Origin of the sequence: Cupriavidus basilensis OR16 (assembly GCF_000243095.1) — a bacterium.
GTDB lineage: Bacteria > Pseudomonadota > Gammaproteobacteria > Burkholderiales > Burkholderiaceae > Cupriavidus > Cupriavidus basilensis_D.
The window spans coordinates 19,509-33,764 of the sequence record NZ_AHJE01000012.1 but is presented as its reverse complement, the minus strand read 5'-3'; the positions used below and the strand labels follow the sequence as shown (position 1 = coordinate 33,764).

Annotated in this window: 14 protein-coding genes and 2 pseudogenes; 5 read left to right on the top strand and 11 right to left on the bottom strand. The window is 64.7% G+C overall.

The genetic code is table 11. From position 1 onward, the window contains the following. The first annotated feature begins 134 nt into the window (after positions 1-134). Complete coding sequence (locus OR16_RS03730; protein WP_006156628.1) at positions 135-944, top strand: MipA/OmpV family protein; 810 nt, start codon at positions 135-137, stop codon at positions 942-944. Between the two features lie 138 nt (positions 945-1,082). On the opposite strand, the gene OR16_RS03725 is transcribed toward OR16_RS03730, so the two are convergent. The 3 genes from OR16_RS03725 to OR16_RS45255 form a co-directional block, all read right to left on the bottom strand. Continuing rightward, positions 1,083-1,271 (bottom strand): response regulator, encoded by a 189-nt coding sequence (locus tag OR16_RS03725; RefSeq protein ID WP_006156627.1) that lies wholly within the window; start codon positions 1,269-1,271, stop codon positions 1,083-1,085. Positions 1,272-1,354: 83 nt separating this feature from the next. Then, on the bottom strand, positions 1,355-3,529 hold the full coding sequence (locus OR16_RS03720) for an acyl-CoA dehydrogenase (protein WP_081488654.1): 2,175 nt from the start codon (positions 3,527-3,529) through the stop codon (positions 1,355-1,357). A 202-nt stretch (positions 3,530-3,731) separates the two neighbouring features. Next, positions 3,732-4,238 carry a DUF6496 domain-containing protein gene (locus OR16_RS45255; RefSeq protein WP_006156625.1) on the bottom strand — a complete coding sequence of 169 codons (507 nt, stop codon included), beginning with the start codon at positions 4,236-4,238 and terminating at the stop codon, positions 3,732-3,734. Positions 4,239-4,399: 161 nt separating this feature from the next. Here OR16_RS45255 and OR16_RS45250 point away from each other — a divergent pair. Next, positions 4,400-4,492, top strand: a pseudogene (locus tag OR16_RS45250) (DUF4382 domain-containing protein); the annotation flags it as partial. Positions 4,493-4,506: 14 nt separating this feature from the next. Here OR16_RS45250 and OR16_RS03710 read toward each other — a convergent pair. Next, positions 4,507-5,733 (bottom strand): polyhydroxyalkanoate depolymerase, encoded by a 1,227-nt coding sequence (locus tag OR16_RS03710; RefSeq protein ID WP_006156624.1) that lies wholly within the window; start codon positions 5,731-5,733, stop codon positions 4,507-4,509. Between the two features lie 891 nt (positions 5,734-6,624). Between OR16_RS03710 and OR16_RS03705 the strand changes: the two genes are divergently transcribed. Next, the gene (locus OR16_RS03705; RefSeq protein ID WP_237716922.1) at positions 6,625-7,251 is read left to right on the top strand and encodes a hypothetical protein; all 627 of its coding nucleotides are present in this window, start codon (positions 6,625-6,627) and stop codon (positions 7,249-7,251) included. Continuing rightward, positions 7,252-7,509, top strand: a complete 258-nt coding sequence (locus tag OR16_RS45245; RefSeq protein ID WP_237716921.1) for a BON domain-containing protein — start codon at positions 7,252-7,254, stop codon at positions 7,507-7,509. It begins immediately after the preceding gene. 162 nt (positions 7,510-7,671) lie between these two features. Here OR16_RS45245 and OR16_RS03700 read toward each other — a convergent pair. The 4 genes and pseudogenes from OR16_RS03700 to OR16_RS03685 form a co-directional block, all read right to left on the bottom strand. Further along, positions 7,672-8,680, bottom strand: a pseudogene (locus OR16_RS03700) (DNA topoisomerase IB). 125 nt (positions 8,681-8,805) lie between these two features. Beyond that, positions 8,806-9,744: an alpha/beta hydrolase family protein gene (locus tag OR16_RS03695; protein ID WP_006156623.1), complete on the bottom strand. Its 939-nt coding sequence runs from the start codon at positions 9,742-9,744 to the stop codon at positions 8,806-8,808. Beyond that, complete coding sequence (locus OR16_RS03690) at positions 9,731-10,876, bottom strand: DUF3182 family protein (RefSeq protein WP_237716920.1); 1,146 nt, start codon at positions 10,874-10,876, stop codon at positions 9,731-9,733. Before OR16_RS03690 ends, OR16_RS03695 begins: the two co-directional genes overlap by 14 nt. 78 nt (positions 10,877-10,954) lie before the next feature. Next, positions 10,955-11,527 (bottom strand): low affinity iron permease family protein, encoded by a 573-nt coding sequence (locus tag OR16_RS03685; protein ID WP_006156621.1) that lies wholly within the window; start codon positions 11,525-11,527, stop codon positions 10,955-10,957. 322 nt (positions 11,528-11,849) lie between these two features. On the opposite strand from OR16_RS03685, the gene OR16_RS03680 reads away from it, so the two are divergent. Beyond that, on the top strand, positions 11,850-12,317 hold the full coding sequence (locus OR16_RS03680; RefSeq protein ID WP_050982887.1) for a CBS domain-containing protein: 468 nt from the start codon (positions 11,850-11,852) through the stop codon (positions 12,315-12,317). Positions 12,318-12,411: 94 nt separating this feature from the next. Here OR16_RS03680 and OR16_RS43360 read toward each other — a convergent pair whose 3' ends face one another. The 3 genes from OR16_RS43360 to OR16_RS03670 form a co-directional block, all read right to left on the bottom strand. After that, positions 12,412-12,660, bottom strand: a complete 249-nt coding sequence (locus OR16_RS43360) for a hypothetical protein (protein ID WP_141639823.1) — start codon at positions 12,658-12,660, stop codon at positions 12,412-12,414. A gap of 41 nt (positions 12,661-12,701) precedes the next feature. Next, positions 12,702-13,019 carry a hypothetical protein gene (locus tag OR16_RS03675; protein WP_006156619.1) on the bottom strand — a complete coding sequence of 106 codons (318 nt, stop codon included), beginning with the start codon at positions 13,017-13,019 and terminating at the stop codon, positions 12,702-12,704. A 243-nt stretch (positions 13,020-13,262) separates the two neighbouring features. Next, complete coding sequence (locus tag OR16_RS03670) at positions 13,263-14,105, bottom strand: sensor histidine kinase (protein WP_192816397.1); 843 nt, start codon at positions 14,103-14,105, stop codon at positions 13,263-13,265. Between the last annotated feature and the right edge of the window lie 151 nt (positions 14,106-14,256).

Below are 14,256 nucleotides of genomic sequence, written 5' to 3'. Positions count from 1 at the left end.
GCCCGGCTTTATGCGCGGCCAATCGGCCGGTAACGGAGGACGAATGTCGGATAACAGCAATCCATCTCCAACAGCGGAGCCGACGGGTACCGCGGCCCGGTGGCCGACTGCCCTGCTGATGGGCCTGGCTGCTGATGGGCCTGGCGGCTGCCGCTTTGAGCGCTCGCGCGCAGACACCGTCGCCGCTGGCCGAGTGGCAATATTCGGCCGGTGTCCCGTTGATGAAACTGTACGAGGCCAAGGTGCCCGACTGGCAGGTCCAGGTTGGGGCCGCCGCCAGCGTGCGACCGTATTATGAAGGGACCCAGCGCTATCACGTGCTCGCGGGCCCCAGCTTCGATATCCGCTACCGCGACCTGTTCTTTGTTTCCACCGGTGAGGGCATCGGCGTGAACCTGCTGCGCGCGGACCATTGGCGTGCGGGGGTGGCGATAGGCTACAACCTGGGCCGGCGCATGGCCGACGATCCCGGTCGTCTCAACGGACTAGGCAACATCAATTTTGCGGTTGAAACCAAGCTCTTTGGCGAGTATGTGGTGTCGGCGTCATTCCCCTTGGTGGTACGCATCGATGTGCGGCGCAGCCTGGGCGGCACCGACGGCTGGATCGGCGATATCGGCGCCTACCTGCCGCTACCCGGCAGCTCGGAGAGCTTTTTCTGGTTTGCCGGCCCCACCGTCACCTTCGGTGATGCGCGCTACATGAGCCGGTGGTTCGGCGTCACCTCGGCTCAGGCGACGCGCTCTGGCTATCCGCAATACAAGGCCGATGCGGGCCTCAAGTCTTACGGCGTGGGCATCTCCGCGATCTGGTTCTTTCGCGAGCATTGGTTTGTCACCGGCGACGTTGCGGTCGGCCAGCTCGCGGGCTCAGCGGCACACAGCCCGATCACGCAGAAGGCGACCAATACGGTCGTCGATCTTTCGCTGCACTATCAATACTGACGTGCCCTCGACACCCTCGCTGCACCACTACACTACCGCGGCTAGCCGCCAGCCAGCATCGTGAGCCACGCCGGCACCGACGCGAAGGGAGCGGCCCCAGGGCATCAACCTGGCTTCCGGGGCCGCCGGCGCGTTCCGCTAGCCAATAATTTCACGCACTTCATCATGCATCTGCGTCAACGGCTTGCGGATCTTGGCCAGGGCCCGTACAGCTTCCGCCAGCTCTTCCAGCGTCATCGGCTTGGGCAGGAACGCATCGAAGCCTGCCTCCCGCGCCCCGGGCAGGGTCGCCGGCCTGTGCTGGCCCGTGCAGGCGACCACCGGCACGCGCGGCGTACGCGGCGCGCAGAGCCCTCAGCAATTCACAGAGGCATTTATGCCGAATACCCCGATGACCGTTGTCGCTGCCGCTATTGGCGCAGCGACTCTGAGGCGTGAGGCGGTCGAGCCGCACCATCCGCGGGGAAGCTGTCCACCTGGATGACTTTGTAAAGCGCGCGTAGGAAAGCAAGGGCATTTTGGGCCGAGGAGGTCGCGGCGATGTCTTCCAGCGTTTTGAGTTCGCGAATGGCGCCGGCCAGGCGCTGGCTCTCCGTCTCGCCGAGTTCCTGCGCCAGCGCCAGCAAATCATACAAATCGCGCAGGCCCCCTGCCCTTGGCGTTTCGATATCGGGGCACAGTCGGCGGATCACCCGCGTGTCGCCGAGAGCATCAGCGATCGCAATCTTTTCCGAATCGCGCAGTCGGTGGATTGGGCTGAGTCCCTGTAGCGCGATCTTGCCGGCTATCCTCAACACTGGATTCGATACGTTGTCATAAAGCCCATGCAAGGCTTCGCTGGCGAGCCAGATCTGGTGCCGGATGGCGCCGCGCACGATAGGAGCGAGTTCGGCCTCCGGTTGCCCGGCGTAGCGCCACAAGCAGGCGCATGCCATGTAAAGATGAGATAGTGCATCGCCCAGCCGCGACGACAGCAGTTCCAGCCGCTTCAGCTTGCCTCCGAGTACCCCCATGCAAATGTCGGTGGTGAAGGCGAACTTGGCGGCAAGCCGGGCAATCTTGCGCGCCTCGTGCGCGAATCCCGGTGGGACATTGCCCACCCGCGACGCATGGGCCAGACTGCCCCAGAAACAGTGCAACAAGTGACCGCCATGCCCAAGCACAGCGTCGCCGAGCGCAATGACGTTGCGTTGTTCGACTGCCTGGATTTCCTTCAGCACATAGGGATGGCAGCGCACGGCGCCCTGACCGAAGATGATCAGCGCACGCGTGAGGATGTTGGCCCCTTCGACGGTGATGGCGATCGGCGCATGGCGGTACGCGGTAGACAGCAGATTGGACGGGCCGGCACAGATCGCCTTGCCGCCGAGAATGTCCATGCCATGGTTGATCGCGCGGCGACCTGCTTCCGTCAGATGGTATTTCAGGATAGCGCTGGCGACGCTGGGCTGTTCGCCTTGATCGAGCGTGCTGGTTGTTAGCCGCCGCGCAGAATCGGTGGCATACAGGTCGATTGCCATTTCCGCCAACGGTGCGGCGATGCTGGGGAAGCGCTGAATTGGCAGACCAAATTGATTGCGCAGCCGAGCATAGCCGTTGGCGACATACAGCGAAGTTTGCTGTAATGCCGCGCCAATCGCAGGCAGCGATATCCCCCGGCCGGCGGCCAGGCATTCCATCAGCATCCGCCAGCCCCTGCCGATGTTATGACTGCCGCCGATGACCCAGTCAAGCGGAATGAACACATCTTCTCCCTGCACCGGGCCATTCATAAACGCACTGTTCATCGGCCTATGGCGTGCGCCAATATGCAGACCCGGATGCGGCACCGGGATCAGCGCGCAGGTGATGCCCAACTGCTGCGTGCCGGCGGGACGGGTCGGGTCGATGGCGTTGAAGGCAAGGCCAACCAACGTAGCTACCGGCGCCAGCGTGATGTAGCGCTTGGAAAAAGTCAGCGCAAAGCCCTCGGTCATGGCACCGTTCCATTCGCGCTGCGTCAACACCCCGATATCTGGAATTGCGGCGGCGTCCGAGCCGGCATACGCAGAGGTCAGTGCAAAGCACGGCAAATCCGCGCAACGCGCCAGGCGCGGCAGGTAATGGTTCTTCTGTGCCTCGGTACCGTAGCGAACCAGTAGTTCGGACGGGCCGAGCGAGTTCGGCACCATCACAGTAACCGCTGCAGCAATGTTGACGCTGGCGATGCGCGTCACGACCGCGGCATGGGCGGCGTGACTGAATTCGAGTCCGCCGTAGGCGCGCGGAATGATCATGCCGAAGAATCGATGCTCGCGCAGATAGTGCCAGACTTCCACCGGCAGATCGTGCGCCTCGTCAATCGCGAAATCGTCGAGCATCCCGCACAGTTCCGGTACGCGCCGCTGAAGAAATTCCTGCTCCTCCTCAGTCAACTGCTCGGCCGGAATCGCTGCAAGCCTCGCGAAATCGGCCTTACCTTCGAAAAAGCAGCCTTCAAAGCCAACCGTACCGGATTCCAGTGCGGCGCGTTCCGTCTCGCCGATCTTCGGCAAGGCATTGGTGAATGTCGGCATCAGGAGGCTTCCGAGCAGGGATGACAGCATCTAGCTCCGCCATGTTCGAGTATTAGTGCGATCAACTTGCGCCGGCCAGCATCCTAACGTGCGTCTGCCCGAAGTTGTTGAGACGATTCGAGCAACGGCATTGATAGCGCAAAGAGCCCGAACGCCGCACAGCGAATTGTGGCAGGTTTCCGTTGCCGGAGAGGCACGCCGCCCTCCCCCGCCAGCCGGCTGCTCACTCATGCTAGCGGCCAGCCTGTGTTCTCGTTGCGCGCGTGCGCGCGGCCTTGCGAGCCGCTTCGGAGCGGCCGGCTGCCCCCTTGGTTATGGCGGCCTTCTTGGCGGAAGCTGAGCGATCCGCCGCAGTGCGCGTGCTTGCCGCGCGCTTGGATTGAGCGGACAGCGCCTGACGCGAAGCACCGGCCGTGCCCTCCCGCTTGAGTGCCTCAAGCGCAGCGCGGGCGCGCGTAGCCTTGCTTTCTGAACTAGCCCGTCGCGGCGCCACCACTGACTTGGCGCTCGTGGACTTGGTCCCCATCTTTGTAGCGCCCCTCTTCGGTGGCACCTCAACGCCAGCGCGGCGTGCTTCCGATAAACCGATCGCTATGGCCTGCTTGGCCGAGCGCACGCCGTGCTTACCCCGGCGCACGGCTTCGATCTCGTCGTGAACGAAATGTCCGGCCTGGGTAGTCGGCGCCTTGCCCGCCCGCTTATCTGCCCTGGCTTGCGCTATGCTCGATGCTCTTGGCATGGTCGTCTCCATGAGTGCCCGCGGTCATCCGGCATGGGCCAACGCAGATGCGATGTCCGCGGCGCTGATCGAGCCCGCCATCTGCCGGCGGGCTAAAGAAGTCCCACGCAAAAGCCGTTCCAGGCTCGCCACCTGTGCGGCCACTGTCACTAGCAGAGGAGGCTGTAGTGGTTAAGGCAACCTTGGCTGACGCTAACGGCAACTTCACCCTCTCGCCGATTGAGCAGAGCAGCACCGCCGGCAATGTTGACGTGTACAGCCGGCACGATCAGCAAGCAGCTGGCACAGGCGTGTACCCATAGATGAGAGAGCGAATGCGCGGGTAGACCTCAGTGCGCCATCTGGTACCGGAGAAGATGCCGTAGTGGCCGCAGCCGCGAGCCGTCAGGTGATGCTTGCGGGAAGCTTCGATACCTGTACAAAGATCGTGCGCTGCTCGGGTCTGGCCCGGGCCGCAAATGTCGTCGTGCTCACCTTCCACCGTGATCAGCGCACTGGCCCGGATATCGCCCGGGCGCACGTGCTCGCCACACACGCGCCAGGTGCCGCGTGCCAGCCGGCATTCCTGAAAGACCACCCGCACCGTGTCCAGGTAGTATTCGGCAGCCATGTCGAGCACGGCATTGTATTCGTCATAGAAACTTCGATGCATCTGAGCCGCCTCTGTGTTGCCTGCGGCCACGTCGAAGTAATAGTTCAGGTGCGATCTCAGGTGGTGATCCGCTTTCATCGCCATGAAGGCCATGCGCTGACGAAAGCCCGGACAGACCCTGCGGCCCGCGCCAGGGTAGTGGGCCGGCACCGTGTCGATCATTTCTCGTTCAAACCAGTCGAGCGATTTGTTGACGGCTAGCTCGTCGACCGTCGTGGGCTCGCGCTGCGCGTCGACCGGGCCGCCGATCAGCGTGAGGCTCCTCGGTGTGGGCTCGCCACGGCTTGCCATCAGGGAAACCGCGGCGAGCACCGGCACGGTCGATTGGCATATCGAGACGATATGGAGGTCCGGTCCCAGGTAATCGATGAACTCGCGCATGTAGGCGACATAGTCGTCAAGATGAAAGGCGCCCGCGGCGAGCGGGACTTCGCGGCCATCGCGCCAGTCGGTTAGAAAGACGTCGAAGTCTGGCAGCATGACCCGCACCGTGTCGCGCAGCAGCGTGGCGTGGTGGCCGGAGAGCGGCGCGACGAGTAGGACGACCGGCTGGCTATGACGCGTTGCGCGCTCAAAGTGGAGCAGGCGGCAAAACGCCTTGTCCAACACCACGGTTTCGGAGACCGCAACGCGGTGGCCATCGATCAACGTTTTGGCCAAGCCGAACTGTGGTTTGGGATAGCGCTTCCATAGCCGCACCAGCAGTTGAAATCCAGCAGCGAGATGGCGGGTGGGGACGGCTGAGGGCACGTTTTCGAAGGCTTCCAAGAAGCTGGCACTTGCCTGCAGCCAGGGAAGGAAAGGCGCCCACGCAGCACTATGCAGTTCATACAATTGATACATGGCTGTACTCCACTTCAACCGCCATGATTCCAGCGTAGTGTGGGAAGGCCATCTTTTTGAGTGGGTGGAGCCGCAATGTGTTTTCGGAACTTTCTGTTTCCGTTGTAGGAATAGACCTACATTGGAAGCCCGAGGATGATTAGCTCAAGCGCCAGGGGGCGGGTGTCCCCCGCATTCCCTCGTCAGGCCATGGCAAGGAGCATCTCGAAGGTGCGGTTGCTCAGCCTCTCCAGCACCTCCGAAGCCTCGGCCAGGTCGCGGGATCAGAGCGTCAACAAAGAGGTTGGTCTGGCGCCAGGCCTGCCGGCCAGGCGCGCTTCGGCTCGGGGAATCCACCGTGATCCTGCCTTGCCCTCCAACTCATTCGGCGGTGCACAGGTGCTCACCGAAAAAGCTCAGCGCATCAATGCCCTGGAGGTACGGCAACCACACAGTGGCTCGCTGGTAGGACGCAACGTGGCGGCCAGCATCGGGTAGCGCCGCCATCGTGCCCGGCGCCGACATGCCATACACCCGCCTGATCGAAATTACCGACACGAGCCTCTACGCGGCCACGCACGGCCTTCCCAATTGTCCCACCCTGTGGGAATTGTCCGACACGCGTTTCGGAGCCTGGACGGTGTTCCAAGGGCAGCCCCGCACCTATCGTTGCATTACCGCTTGCGCAGGTGCTCGTTTCCGCAAGCGCGCTACAACCGTGCCGCAACAATGCAGGCGGATCCCCCACCGCACGGTGTATTGCGCCGCGCACCGCGTTCCGGGCACCCTGCATCGCCAAGTGATGATGGACAAGGCGGCATATTTTTTGCTGTGGGATGACCATGGATTGTCGCACCGACGCTTGCAATCAAGGATGCCGCCGGCCGGCGTCTACATCACAAGGAGGCAAGTATGTTCGGTTTCCGCAATCACAGTAGCAGGAAGAGCGATGAACAACGCCAGCGCAACCAGGAAGCGGAACGGGAGCGCCGGCACGAGGACCACAACCCCGGCCGCGGTTCGGAAGACTGGGGGCAGGAATGGGGCGAAGACTGGCGCGGCGGGCGCGAAGCGCGCGGCGGCTCCAGGTACCAGCAGGACACCCCCGCAGGACAGGAGCGCGGCCAATGGGGCCGGCGCGAATACGGCGCGGCCGACATGGGTGGCGGGGACTATCCATACAGCGGCGGCTACGGCGGCTACGAGCCGGCATCGGAGGAAAGCGGCTATCGCAGCCACCCCGAAGATTGCCCGCGTAGCGATGTCCGCGGAGGCCGTGCCATGCACTGGCGCGAAGGCATGGAGCGCGACCGTGCGCAGAGCGGTGGCCAGCACAGCTTTGGCGGCGGGTACTTCAGTGACCTCGGCCAGGGCGGCCAGTCATACAGCGGCGGGCAGCGCGCCTATGCGGACGAACCGGGCTATCGCCAGCGCACCGCCCAGCCCGCAATACGCCGCCCGGTCGGGCCCAAGGGCTACCGCCGTCCGGACGAGCGCATACGGGAAGATATCTGCGAACGTCTGGCGATGAACCCGTAGGTGGATGTTGGCGACGTCACCGTTGACGTTGCCACCGGTGTGGTCACGCTGGGCGGTACCGTGCGCCAACGTCGCGAGAAGTACGTGATCGAGGAAATCGCCGATGCCGTCTTCGGCGTGATGGAAGTGGAGAACCATCTGCGCGTGCTGCGCCCGTCGGGAGCCGGCTGGGCGACGGGTTCGGACACTGGGGACGACGAAGAGGCGCTGCGGGGCGCGGATACGGTCCCGCCTAACCGGACCCTCAACAAGAGCTGACCCCGCGTTCGCGCCCGGGTCGTCACTTTGCGTGAGGACGCCAAGGTGATAGTGCCGCTTGGCGCCCTGCCTCCCACCTAGATCAACATTTCCGCCGCCAGGCATGCAAGCTGCCGGGCCCCGCGGCGTCCAGCGGGCCGTGCGATAACGTGGCCCGTTGGGCTATTGCGCCGTTGCCCGTTGCAACAGCAGTTTCAAGAGCCGCGCCTCGTCAGCACGCAGGCCGTTGATGGTGGCAATGCGCGCACAGCCGAGCAACTCGTCATTCATGAACGCCTCGATTACGTCAGGGTGGACATAGCACTTTCGGCATACCGCAACAGTATTGCGCAGGTGCTGCGCAACGGCCCTGATAACCTCCGCCACCTGCTTCTTGCGAGCGATCTCGCCACTGTGGGCGCCGGCCGTACGCAGCATTGCCAGCGCGTGCACGCTGCCGGCCCAGGTGCGAAAGTCCTTGGCGGTGAAGTCTCCGCCGGTTGCCGCCTGCAGATAGGCGTTGACGTCAGCCGAGCCGACCTCGCGGATCTCCCCGTCGCTGTCGCGATACTTGAATAGATGCTGGCCGGGCAGGTCGACGCAGCTGCGCACGATGCGGGCCAGGCGAGGATCATTGATCGCCACGTCGTGGCTGATGCCGCTCTTCCCGGTGAACTGGAAACGCAGGCGGCTGCCACGCACGGTGACGTGGCGACGGCGCAGCGTGGTGATACCGTAGGTACGATTCTGCTGCGCATAGCGCGGGCTGCCAACACGCACGAGCGTGACATCGAGCAACAGCACCACCGCCGCGACCACTTTCTCGCGCGGCATGCCGTTGCGCCCCAGGTCGCGCGCCACGCGCGCGCGCAGCCGCGGCAGCGCGGTGCCGAAGGTCGCCAGGCGCGCGTACTTATCGGAATCCCGCAGTGCCCCCCCAGTCGGGATGGTAGACATACTGCTTGCGGCCCCGGGCGTCGCGTCCGGTGGCCTGGAGATGCCCCGCCGAATTCGCGCAAATCCAGACCGCTTCATACGCCGGAGGAATCGCCAGCGCCGCGATGCGTGCCAGCGTCGCGACGTCGCGCACCCGCTTGCCGCTCGCATCGAAATACGCAAAGGCGCCACCATGGCGGCGGCGCGTGATGCCCGGCGCACTATCATCGACATAGCGCAATCCGGCTTCGCGCAGCACTCTGCGCTGGGATTCGTCGGTGCCGGAGCTACCGGAGGTACCGGACGGCAGCGTGGTCCTGTCCACGACAGACGCCTCCTTCTCTCGAGAGTGGTGTGCACCGGATGCCGGAAGCAACGGCGCTATGGGTCTTCGCCGTGCGGTCCGGCCTTCATCGCGGATGCCACCGTGCCTGCAGGATGGGGCGTCTCCGGCCGCACGGCATCTCCCGAACCGTGCCCGGCTGCCGGGCCAGTAGGCTCAAGCCCCGTCACTGACGGATCGTCGTGCGGCGGCGCAGCGGACGCAGGAGGTTCCGCCGCCCGTTCGGTCGCCACCGGACCCACACGCGCTCCCGTGACCATCTCGCGCAGCCAGTTCACCAGCAAGCTGCTGTAGGCGCGCTGGCTCTCCTCATCGCTGAGGCCGTGGTCGGCGTCCTTGATCACGCGATAGGTCATCGAGTTCGCCTGCACGCAGGCATCCACGTAGCTGGTGACGGCAGCATGCGGCACGATCTGGTCCTGCTCTGACTCGATGACTAGCACATCGCCTTGGAACGTGGTGCATGCGCGCAAGGCGCGATTGGTATCGGCCGGCACCACCTGCCGGCGATACGCCACCAGGTCCTGGTCAAAATGCAGCCGGCGCTTGGGCAGTTCCCAGCCTGCGTCCATGTACAGCGCCGGTGCGCGCAGCGCCATCCAGCGCAGCGGACGCAGTGAGCTCAGCACCGCGGCCAGATAGCCGCCGTAGCTGCTGCCGACCACTGTGATCGCGTTGCGGTCCACCTCGGGTTGCCGTACCAGCACATCGTAGGCGGCCACCACATCGGCCAGGTTGCGCATGCGGCTGACGGTCTCGTACTGGCCGCTGGTGCCGGCATGCCCGGTCAGGTCGAAGGTCAGGCACACACAGCCCAGCCCGGCCACCTGACGCGCGCGCGCCAGGTATTGCAGCTGGCTGCCGCCCCAGCCGTGTACAAACAGCACGCCGGGCAGCTTCGTGGCCGGCGTGATCAGCGTGCCGGCGATGCTGCCGCCTTCGGACTGGATTTCCACGTTTTCTTCATGCGTTGCCATTTGCGTCAGGCTCCAGTAATGCGTATTTGGTCAATGCCCCGACGTGGCGGTCTTCGCCCTGGAAGTAGATCTCCGCGCCCGGCGGAACTTCAGCGCCCACGCCATAAATTTCGCGGGTCGAGGCCACCACGCGCCGGCACTCCGGATGGGCCTGCAATGCCGCCAGCGCAGCCAGTTCGGCACCGGTGGCGCCTCCAACACGCCATGATTGCTCAAGGACGCCAAGCAATGTATGGGCATTGGCCCTCACGCCATTGCCCCCTGCTGCACGTCCGGCAGCAACGTCATAGTTGCAGCGTGAGAGGAACATGCCTGGAAAGCAGGCCAGTGCCGCTTCATGATAGATCGTTGCAGCGCGCACCGCCGCCAGCGCGCGGGCATGAAAGGGCTGTGCGAGTAGCTCCTCAAATCCACCTCGCACCACCGTCAGCGTCGAGCCGCCATAGACGGGGTGGCCGCGGTTGTTGCTGGTCAGATCCTGCGTGCCGCAGTAGCTGGCGCGCAGGCCAGCTACCTCGATTTGGCCCACGCTCCAGGTCCGCGGCTCGTCTAGGTCACGCTCGAGCACGATGCCATGCGTTTCGAGCGTAGTCCGGTCCATTCCGGCCAGCGCGCGGTCGAGCGCGGCAGCGTCTGCCACCACCTGCTGGCCCAGCCCGCCGATCCCGCACGGCTCTTTCAGGCGCACTAGTCCGTCTTCGAGCAGCCTGCGACCGGCAAGCGCCGCATCGTCGCGAGTGAAGGTGGTAAAGCCGGGCAGCACGATGTTCTGCGTGCGTTCCGCAAATCCACTGCACCAGCCCTCGGGCGCAGCGGCTCCTGGTGCGACCAGACCGTGCGTGATCGCCTTGGTCGACACGAAAGCAAACGGCACCACGCCGCCGAACAGGTCGGCTGCGCCTTGTATGCCAAGCATGGCAGCATGGTCGAGCCCGACCACCGTATCCGACGGAACGAAGTAGAACGGCAACACCTTTCGTTTTGCCTCTGCCTGGCGTTCCTCCCCGCATGTCTCGAACGCACCCGCGAATACATAGCCCGCCACTGCAGCGATCTTGCGCGCGATCTGCGCAAGCGTCACGCACTGATGGCTGCCGGCATCGGCGTAATCGGGGCAGCCGTACAGCACCACGCGACGGCACATTGCATCGCTGCGTTGCTTGCTGATCTCTGCCACGGCGGTCTCCTCGCAGGGGTATGGACGCCCGTTTCAGTGTGCGAGGATTTCGCTGCCGCCACGCACAACGCCGCCGCCCGTGCCGCCGCCCGTGGGCCGCGCCGCACGTGCCCTGTGTTTGGCCGCATGGTTCTCGCGGGCTTCGTCCAGCGAGTGGCTGCGCTTGAGCCCGCCTTCCTCGTCGGCAAGTTGCGCCAGCTGGCGATAGAACGTGATCAGTTGGCGCAACTCCTCCTCGTCGAGCTCTTCGATCGAGATCAGCATGTTGCTGGCTTCCTTGTGCGAGGCCAGCAGCTCGTTGAGCTTCAGGTGGACGGCCACGGCGTCCTTGTTCTGGCTCTGCTGGATCAGGAACACCATCAGAAAGGTGATGATGGTCGTGCCGGTGTTGATCACGAGTTGCCACGTTTCGGAGAAGCCGAAGATGGGCCCCGTTATCGCCCACGCCACCACGATGCCTACCGCCAGGACGAATGCCGTGGCCGAGCCCGCCTGCCGCGTGGCCGCCCCGGCAAATCGATCAAAAGCATGCAGTACGGGATATCGCCTGTGCAGTGCTGCGGGCGCGCTGTCGATCCGATGCAGTGTGAATGCTGGCTTGCCCATCTTCCGCTCCTGGCTGTTGGCTGTTGGCTGTTGGCTGCCGCCGCCGGCAACGCGCTGCTTTCATTCTATGGAGCGCTCCGTCAATGATTCAGCGGGCGCTGTCCTACAACGCGGGCTGCACTTGCACACCGCCCTCTGGTGCAAGGACGCGCGTTTCTACACCGTCCGTAAAATCTGCCCAAAGGCTCGCGGCGCATCTGGCGCTCCCGCCAACGCTGACGCGCATTCTGGCAGCGGGAACGCTTCTTGCGCTTTCCTTGCAAGCACCGCTGGCGTGCTGGCGGCCCTGCTCAACCCTACCGACTACCGACTGGAGAACGCCATGATGCAATCCCCCTCTACCGTGCCCTGCGCGCCCCGGCGCGTTGCCGACGTCATGACCCGCGGGCCGGCCTATCTCAATTCGGACGAGACCATCCTGCTTGCGGCACAGCTGATGGCTGATCTGCAGGTGGGCGCCCTGCCTATCTGCGATGGCGGCCGGCTAATTGGCATGCTGACCGACCGCGACATCACGATTCGCTCCACTGCCAGCGGTCAGACCCCGGGCGCAGCGCGCGTGGGCGATGCCATGACCGCCGACGTCAAGTGGTGCACCGAAGGAGAATCGCTCGAGATTGCGCAGCACAAGATGGAAGCCGCGCGAGTGCGCCGGCTACCCGTCGTCGACCAGGATCATCACCTGGTGGGCATCGTGTCGCTCGGCGACCTGGCCAGCAAGACTGGCGATTCACGCGATTCCGGCCGCACGCTGGCCAGCATCTCCACCCCCTCCGCCCCGGCGCGCTAGCCGCTCAAGGAGACACCAAGACTAGACCACGTTCTCCTGACTCAACCGGATCGCCGGTGCAGACCTTCGACACGCGGGTGCGCGACGGCATCGCCTAAGCATTCGGCGGGATGTTTCCCGCCAGCGTAATAGTAAAGGTGGCGGACTGGCCGAAGCCGGGGTCGCCGAGCGGGCGATAGAAGTACGCCGCCAAACACTCCGGTTCCCGATTCGCGTGCTCGCAAATCGAAGGCATGGTCGCCACCGGTCGGGAATGCGCCGTGCGGCCCTGCGCCCGCAGGCGGCTGGATGTGGTCTCGGCACGGGCGGAGCTACCAAAAGGCCCTGCAATGATCGACGACATGCCGGCTCCTTCCTTATATCGGCCGAGGTTCGCGGTGGCGGTCACTTGCGGTCAGTGGTGCCCTTACGGTGGCCGGCAGGCTTGGCGCCGACAGGCTGGTGTTCGCTGCCGCGCTTGAGCTTCCAGTCCACATCGTCGCGCGCAGTCTGCGTCTTCTTCTCGGCATGCATGGCTGCACTGGGCGAAATCGGGTCGCTGGCCGGGAAGGTCATATTCAGCGAGTCGTCGACGGCGGCCTGGTAGGTCTTCGCGCGATTTTCCTCGCCAGCGGCATGGCGCGCGGCAGGCGCTGCGTGCGACTTGTTCGCACGCGTCTTCGACGCCTTGTAAGCCCTGGACGATTTGTGGGCGTCTGGCATGGTGGGGTCCTCCTGGATGAGATTGCCACAACCAGTGCAATTGGCGGGCCAGCCAGCATGTGTGAGGCGTGCAGCGATGCGGACCGCACAATCACGGCCGCGCGGGCGCCGCGACGTCCGCAAAGCTTGCCCGTTGCGCCGAGAGCGGCGCGCACTTTGTGCGCGAGCCGGTAAAAACTACAGGCCGGCGCAACGGGAATGCGGAGGAATGCTGCTGCCGGACACGAACCGGCCGCGAGGCGCTTACTCCGGTACGGCGTGGCGGGGAAACTTCACTGAGATGCAGACGATGACTTTGTCGCTCTCGCCGGCGAGGCTTTCGGCGCTGGGGATCGCGCCAAGCAGTTCCAGCATGCGGCGCGTCAGCAGCAGCGCGGCGCTCTGCCGTGATGTCTGCGAACCCTCCCCCGGTACGCGCCGCCCAAAGAAATCGGACAGGGTGGTCTGCCGCGTGGCGCTGCGTTCGCGATCGAGCGGCGGGCTCTCGATAATGCGCAGCTTGACGTGATCCGGCTCGTTGCTCAGATGCACCCCCACCGAGCCGCCGGACTGCGCACGCCAGATGCAGTGCACGAGGAGATGGCGCAGCAGGGGCACTAGGCGCGGCATGTCGCCATCGATCAGATAGGCGGATCCCGGCGCGCCGTCGGTCTCCAGCGGCGGCAGCAGCACGCCGCGCGCTTCTGCTGCAGGACGACGGTCCGCGATCGCCTGCTCGGTCGCAGCCTGCAGATCCAGCTGCTGCCATTGCGGCGGGCTTTCATCCGCCAGCAGGCGCACCGCCTCCTCCATTTCCTCGATCAGCGCCAGCTGTTGCTGCATGCCCGCGTGTATGCCGTCAAGCGCGCGCTGCGCGGGCGCCGGGGCGGCATCGACCGCGCGTTTGAGCACATAAGTCCAGCTCTGGATGGCATTGAGCGACGAGCGCAGGTCATGGGCGGACTGTTCGATCAGTGTGCCGACCTCGACCACGCTGCGCACCCCGAGTGCAGTCACCGCTGCCTGCCGATCAGCTGTAGCGGTGCTGCAGGCGGGAGAATCATCGGATGGGTCCGGCTTGGCGGACGGCGGTGGTTGCTCCATCATTGCTCTCGACCAGGTTACCTGCTGGGTGTACTCATGCAAGAAGCGTGCTGCGCGGCGCCGCCGCACCGGGGCAATTGCGCTGGCGTCACGCGCCAGTTGTACGAAGTCTACAGATTGATGCCGAGGATCTCCGCAGCGTGCGGCACGGGCT

What these genes read in the sequence shown, in the direction of transcription:
- OR16_RS03730 (WP_006156628.1), top strand. Translation starts at nt 135, where the DNA reads ATGGGCCTGGCGGCTGCCGCTTTGAGCGCTCGCGCGCAGACACCGTCG.
- OR16_RS03720 (WP_081488654.1), bottom strand. Translation starts at nt 3,529, where the DNA reads ATGCTGTCATCCCTGCTCGGAAGCCTCCTGATGCCGACATTCACCAAT.
- OR16_RS45255 (WP_006156625.1), bottom strand. Translation starts at nt 4,238, where the DNA reads ATGCCAAGAGCATCGAGCATAGCGCAAGCCAGGGCAGATAAGCGGGCG.
- OR16_RS03710 (WP_006156624.1), bottom strand. Translation starts at nt 5,733, where the DNA reads ATGTATCAATTGTATGAACTGCATAGTGCTGCGTGGGCGCCTTTCCTT.
- OR16_RS03705 (WP_237716922.1), top strand. Translation starts at nt 6,625, where the DNA reads ATGTTCGGTTTCCGCAATCACAGTAGCAGGAAGAGCGATGAACAACGC.
- OR16_RS03695 (WP_006156623.1), bottom strand. Translation starts at nt 9,744, where the DNA reads ATGGCAACGCATGAAGAAAACGTGGAAATCCAGTCCGAAGGCGGCAGC.
- OR16_RS03685 (WP_006156621.1), bottom strand. Translation starts at nt 11,527, where the DNA reads ATGGGCAAGCCAGCATTCACACTGCATCGGATCGACAGCGCGCCCGCA.
- OR16_RS03680 (WP_050982887.1), top strand. Translation starts at nt 11,850, where the DNA reads ATGATGCAATCCCCCTCTACCGTGCCCTGCGCGCCCCGGCGCGTTGCC.
- OR16_RS43360 (WP_141639823.1), bottom strand. Translation starts at nt 12,660, where the DNA reads ATGTCGTCGATCATTGCAGGGCCTTTTGGTAGCTCCGCCCGTGCCGAG.
- OR16_RS03675 (WP_006156619.1), bottom strand. Translation starts at nt 13,019, where the DNA reads ATGCCAGACGCCCACAAATCGTCCAGGGCTTACAAGGCGTCGAAGACG.
- OR16_RS03670 (WP_192816397.1), bottom strand. Translation starts at nt 14,105, where the DNA reads ATGATGGAGCAACCACCGCCGTCCGCCAAGCCGGACCCATCCGATGAT.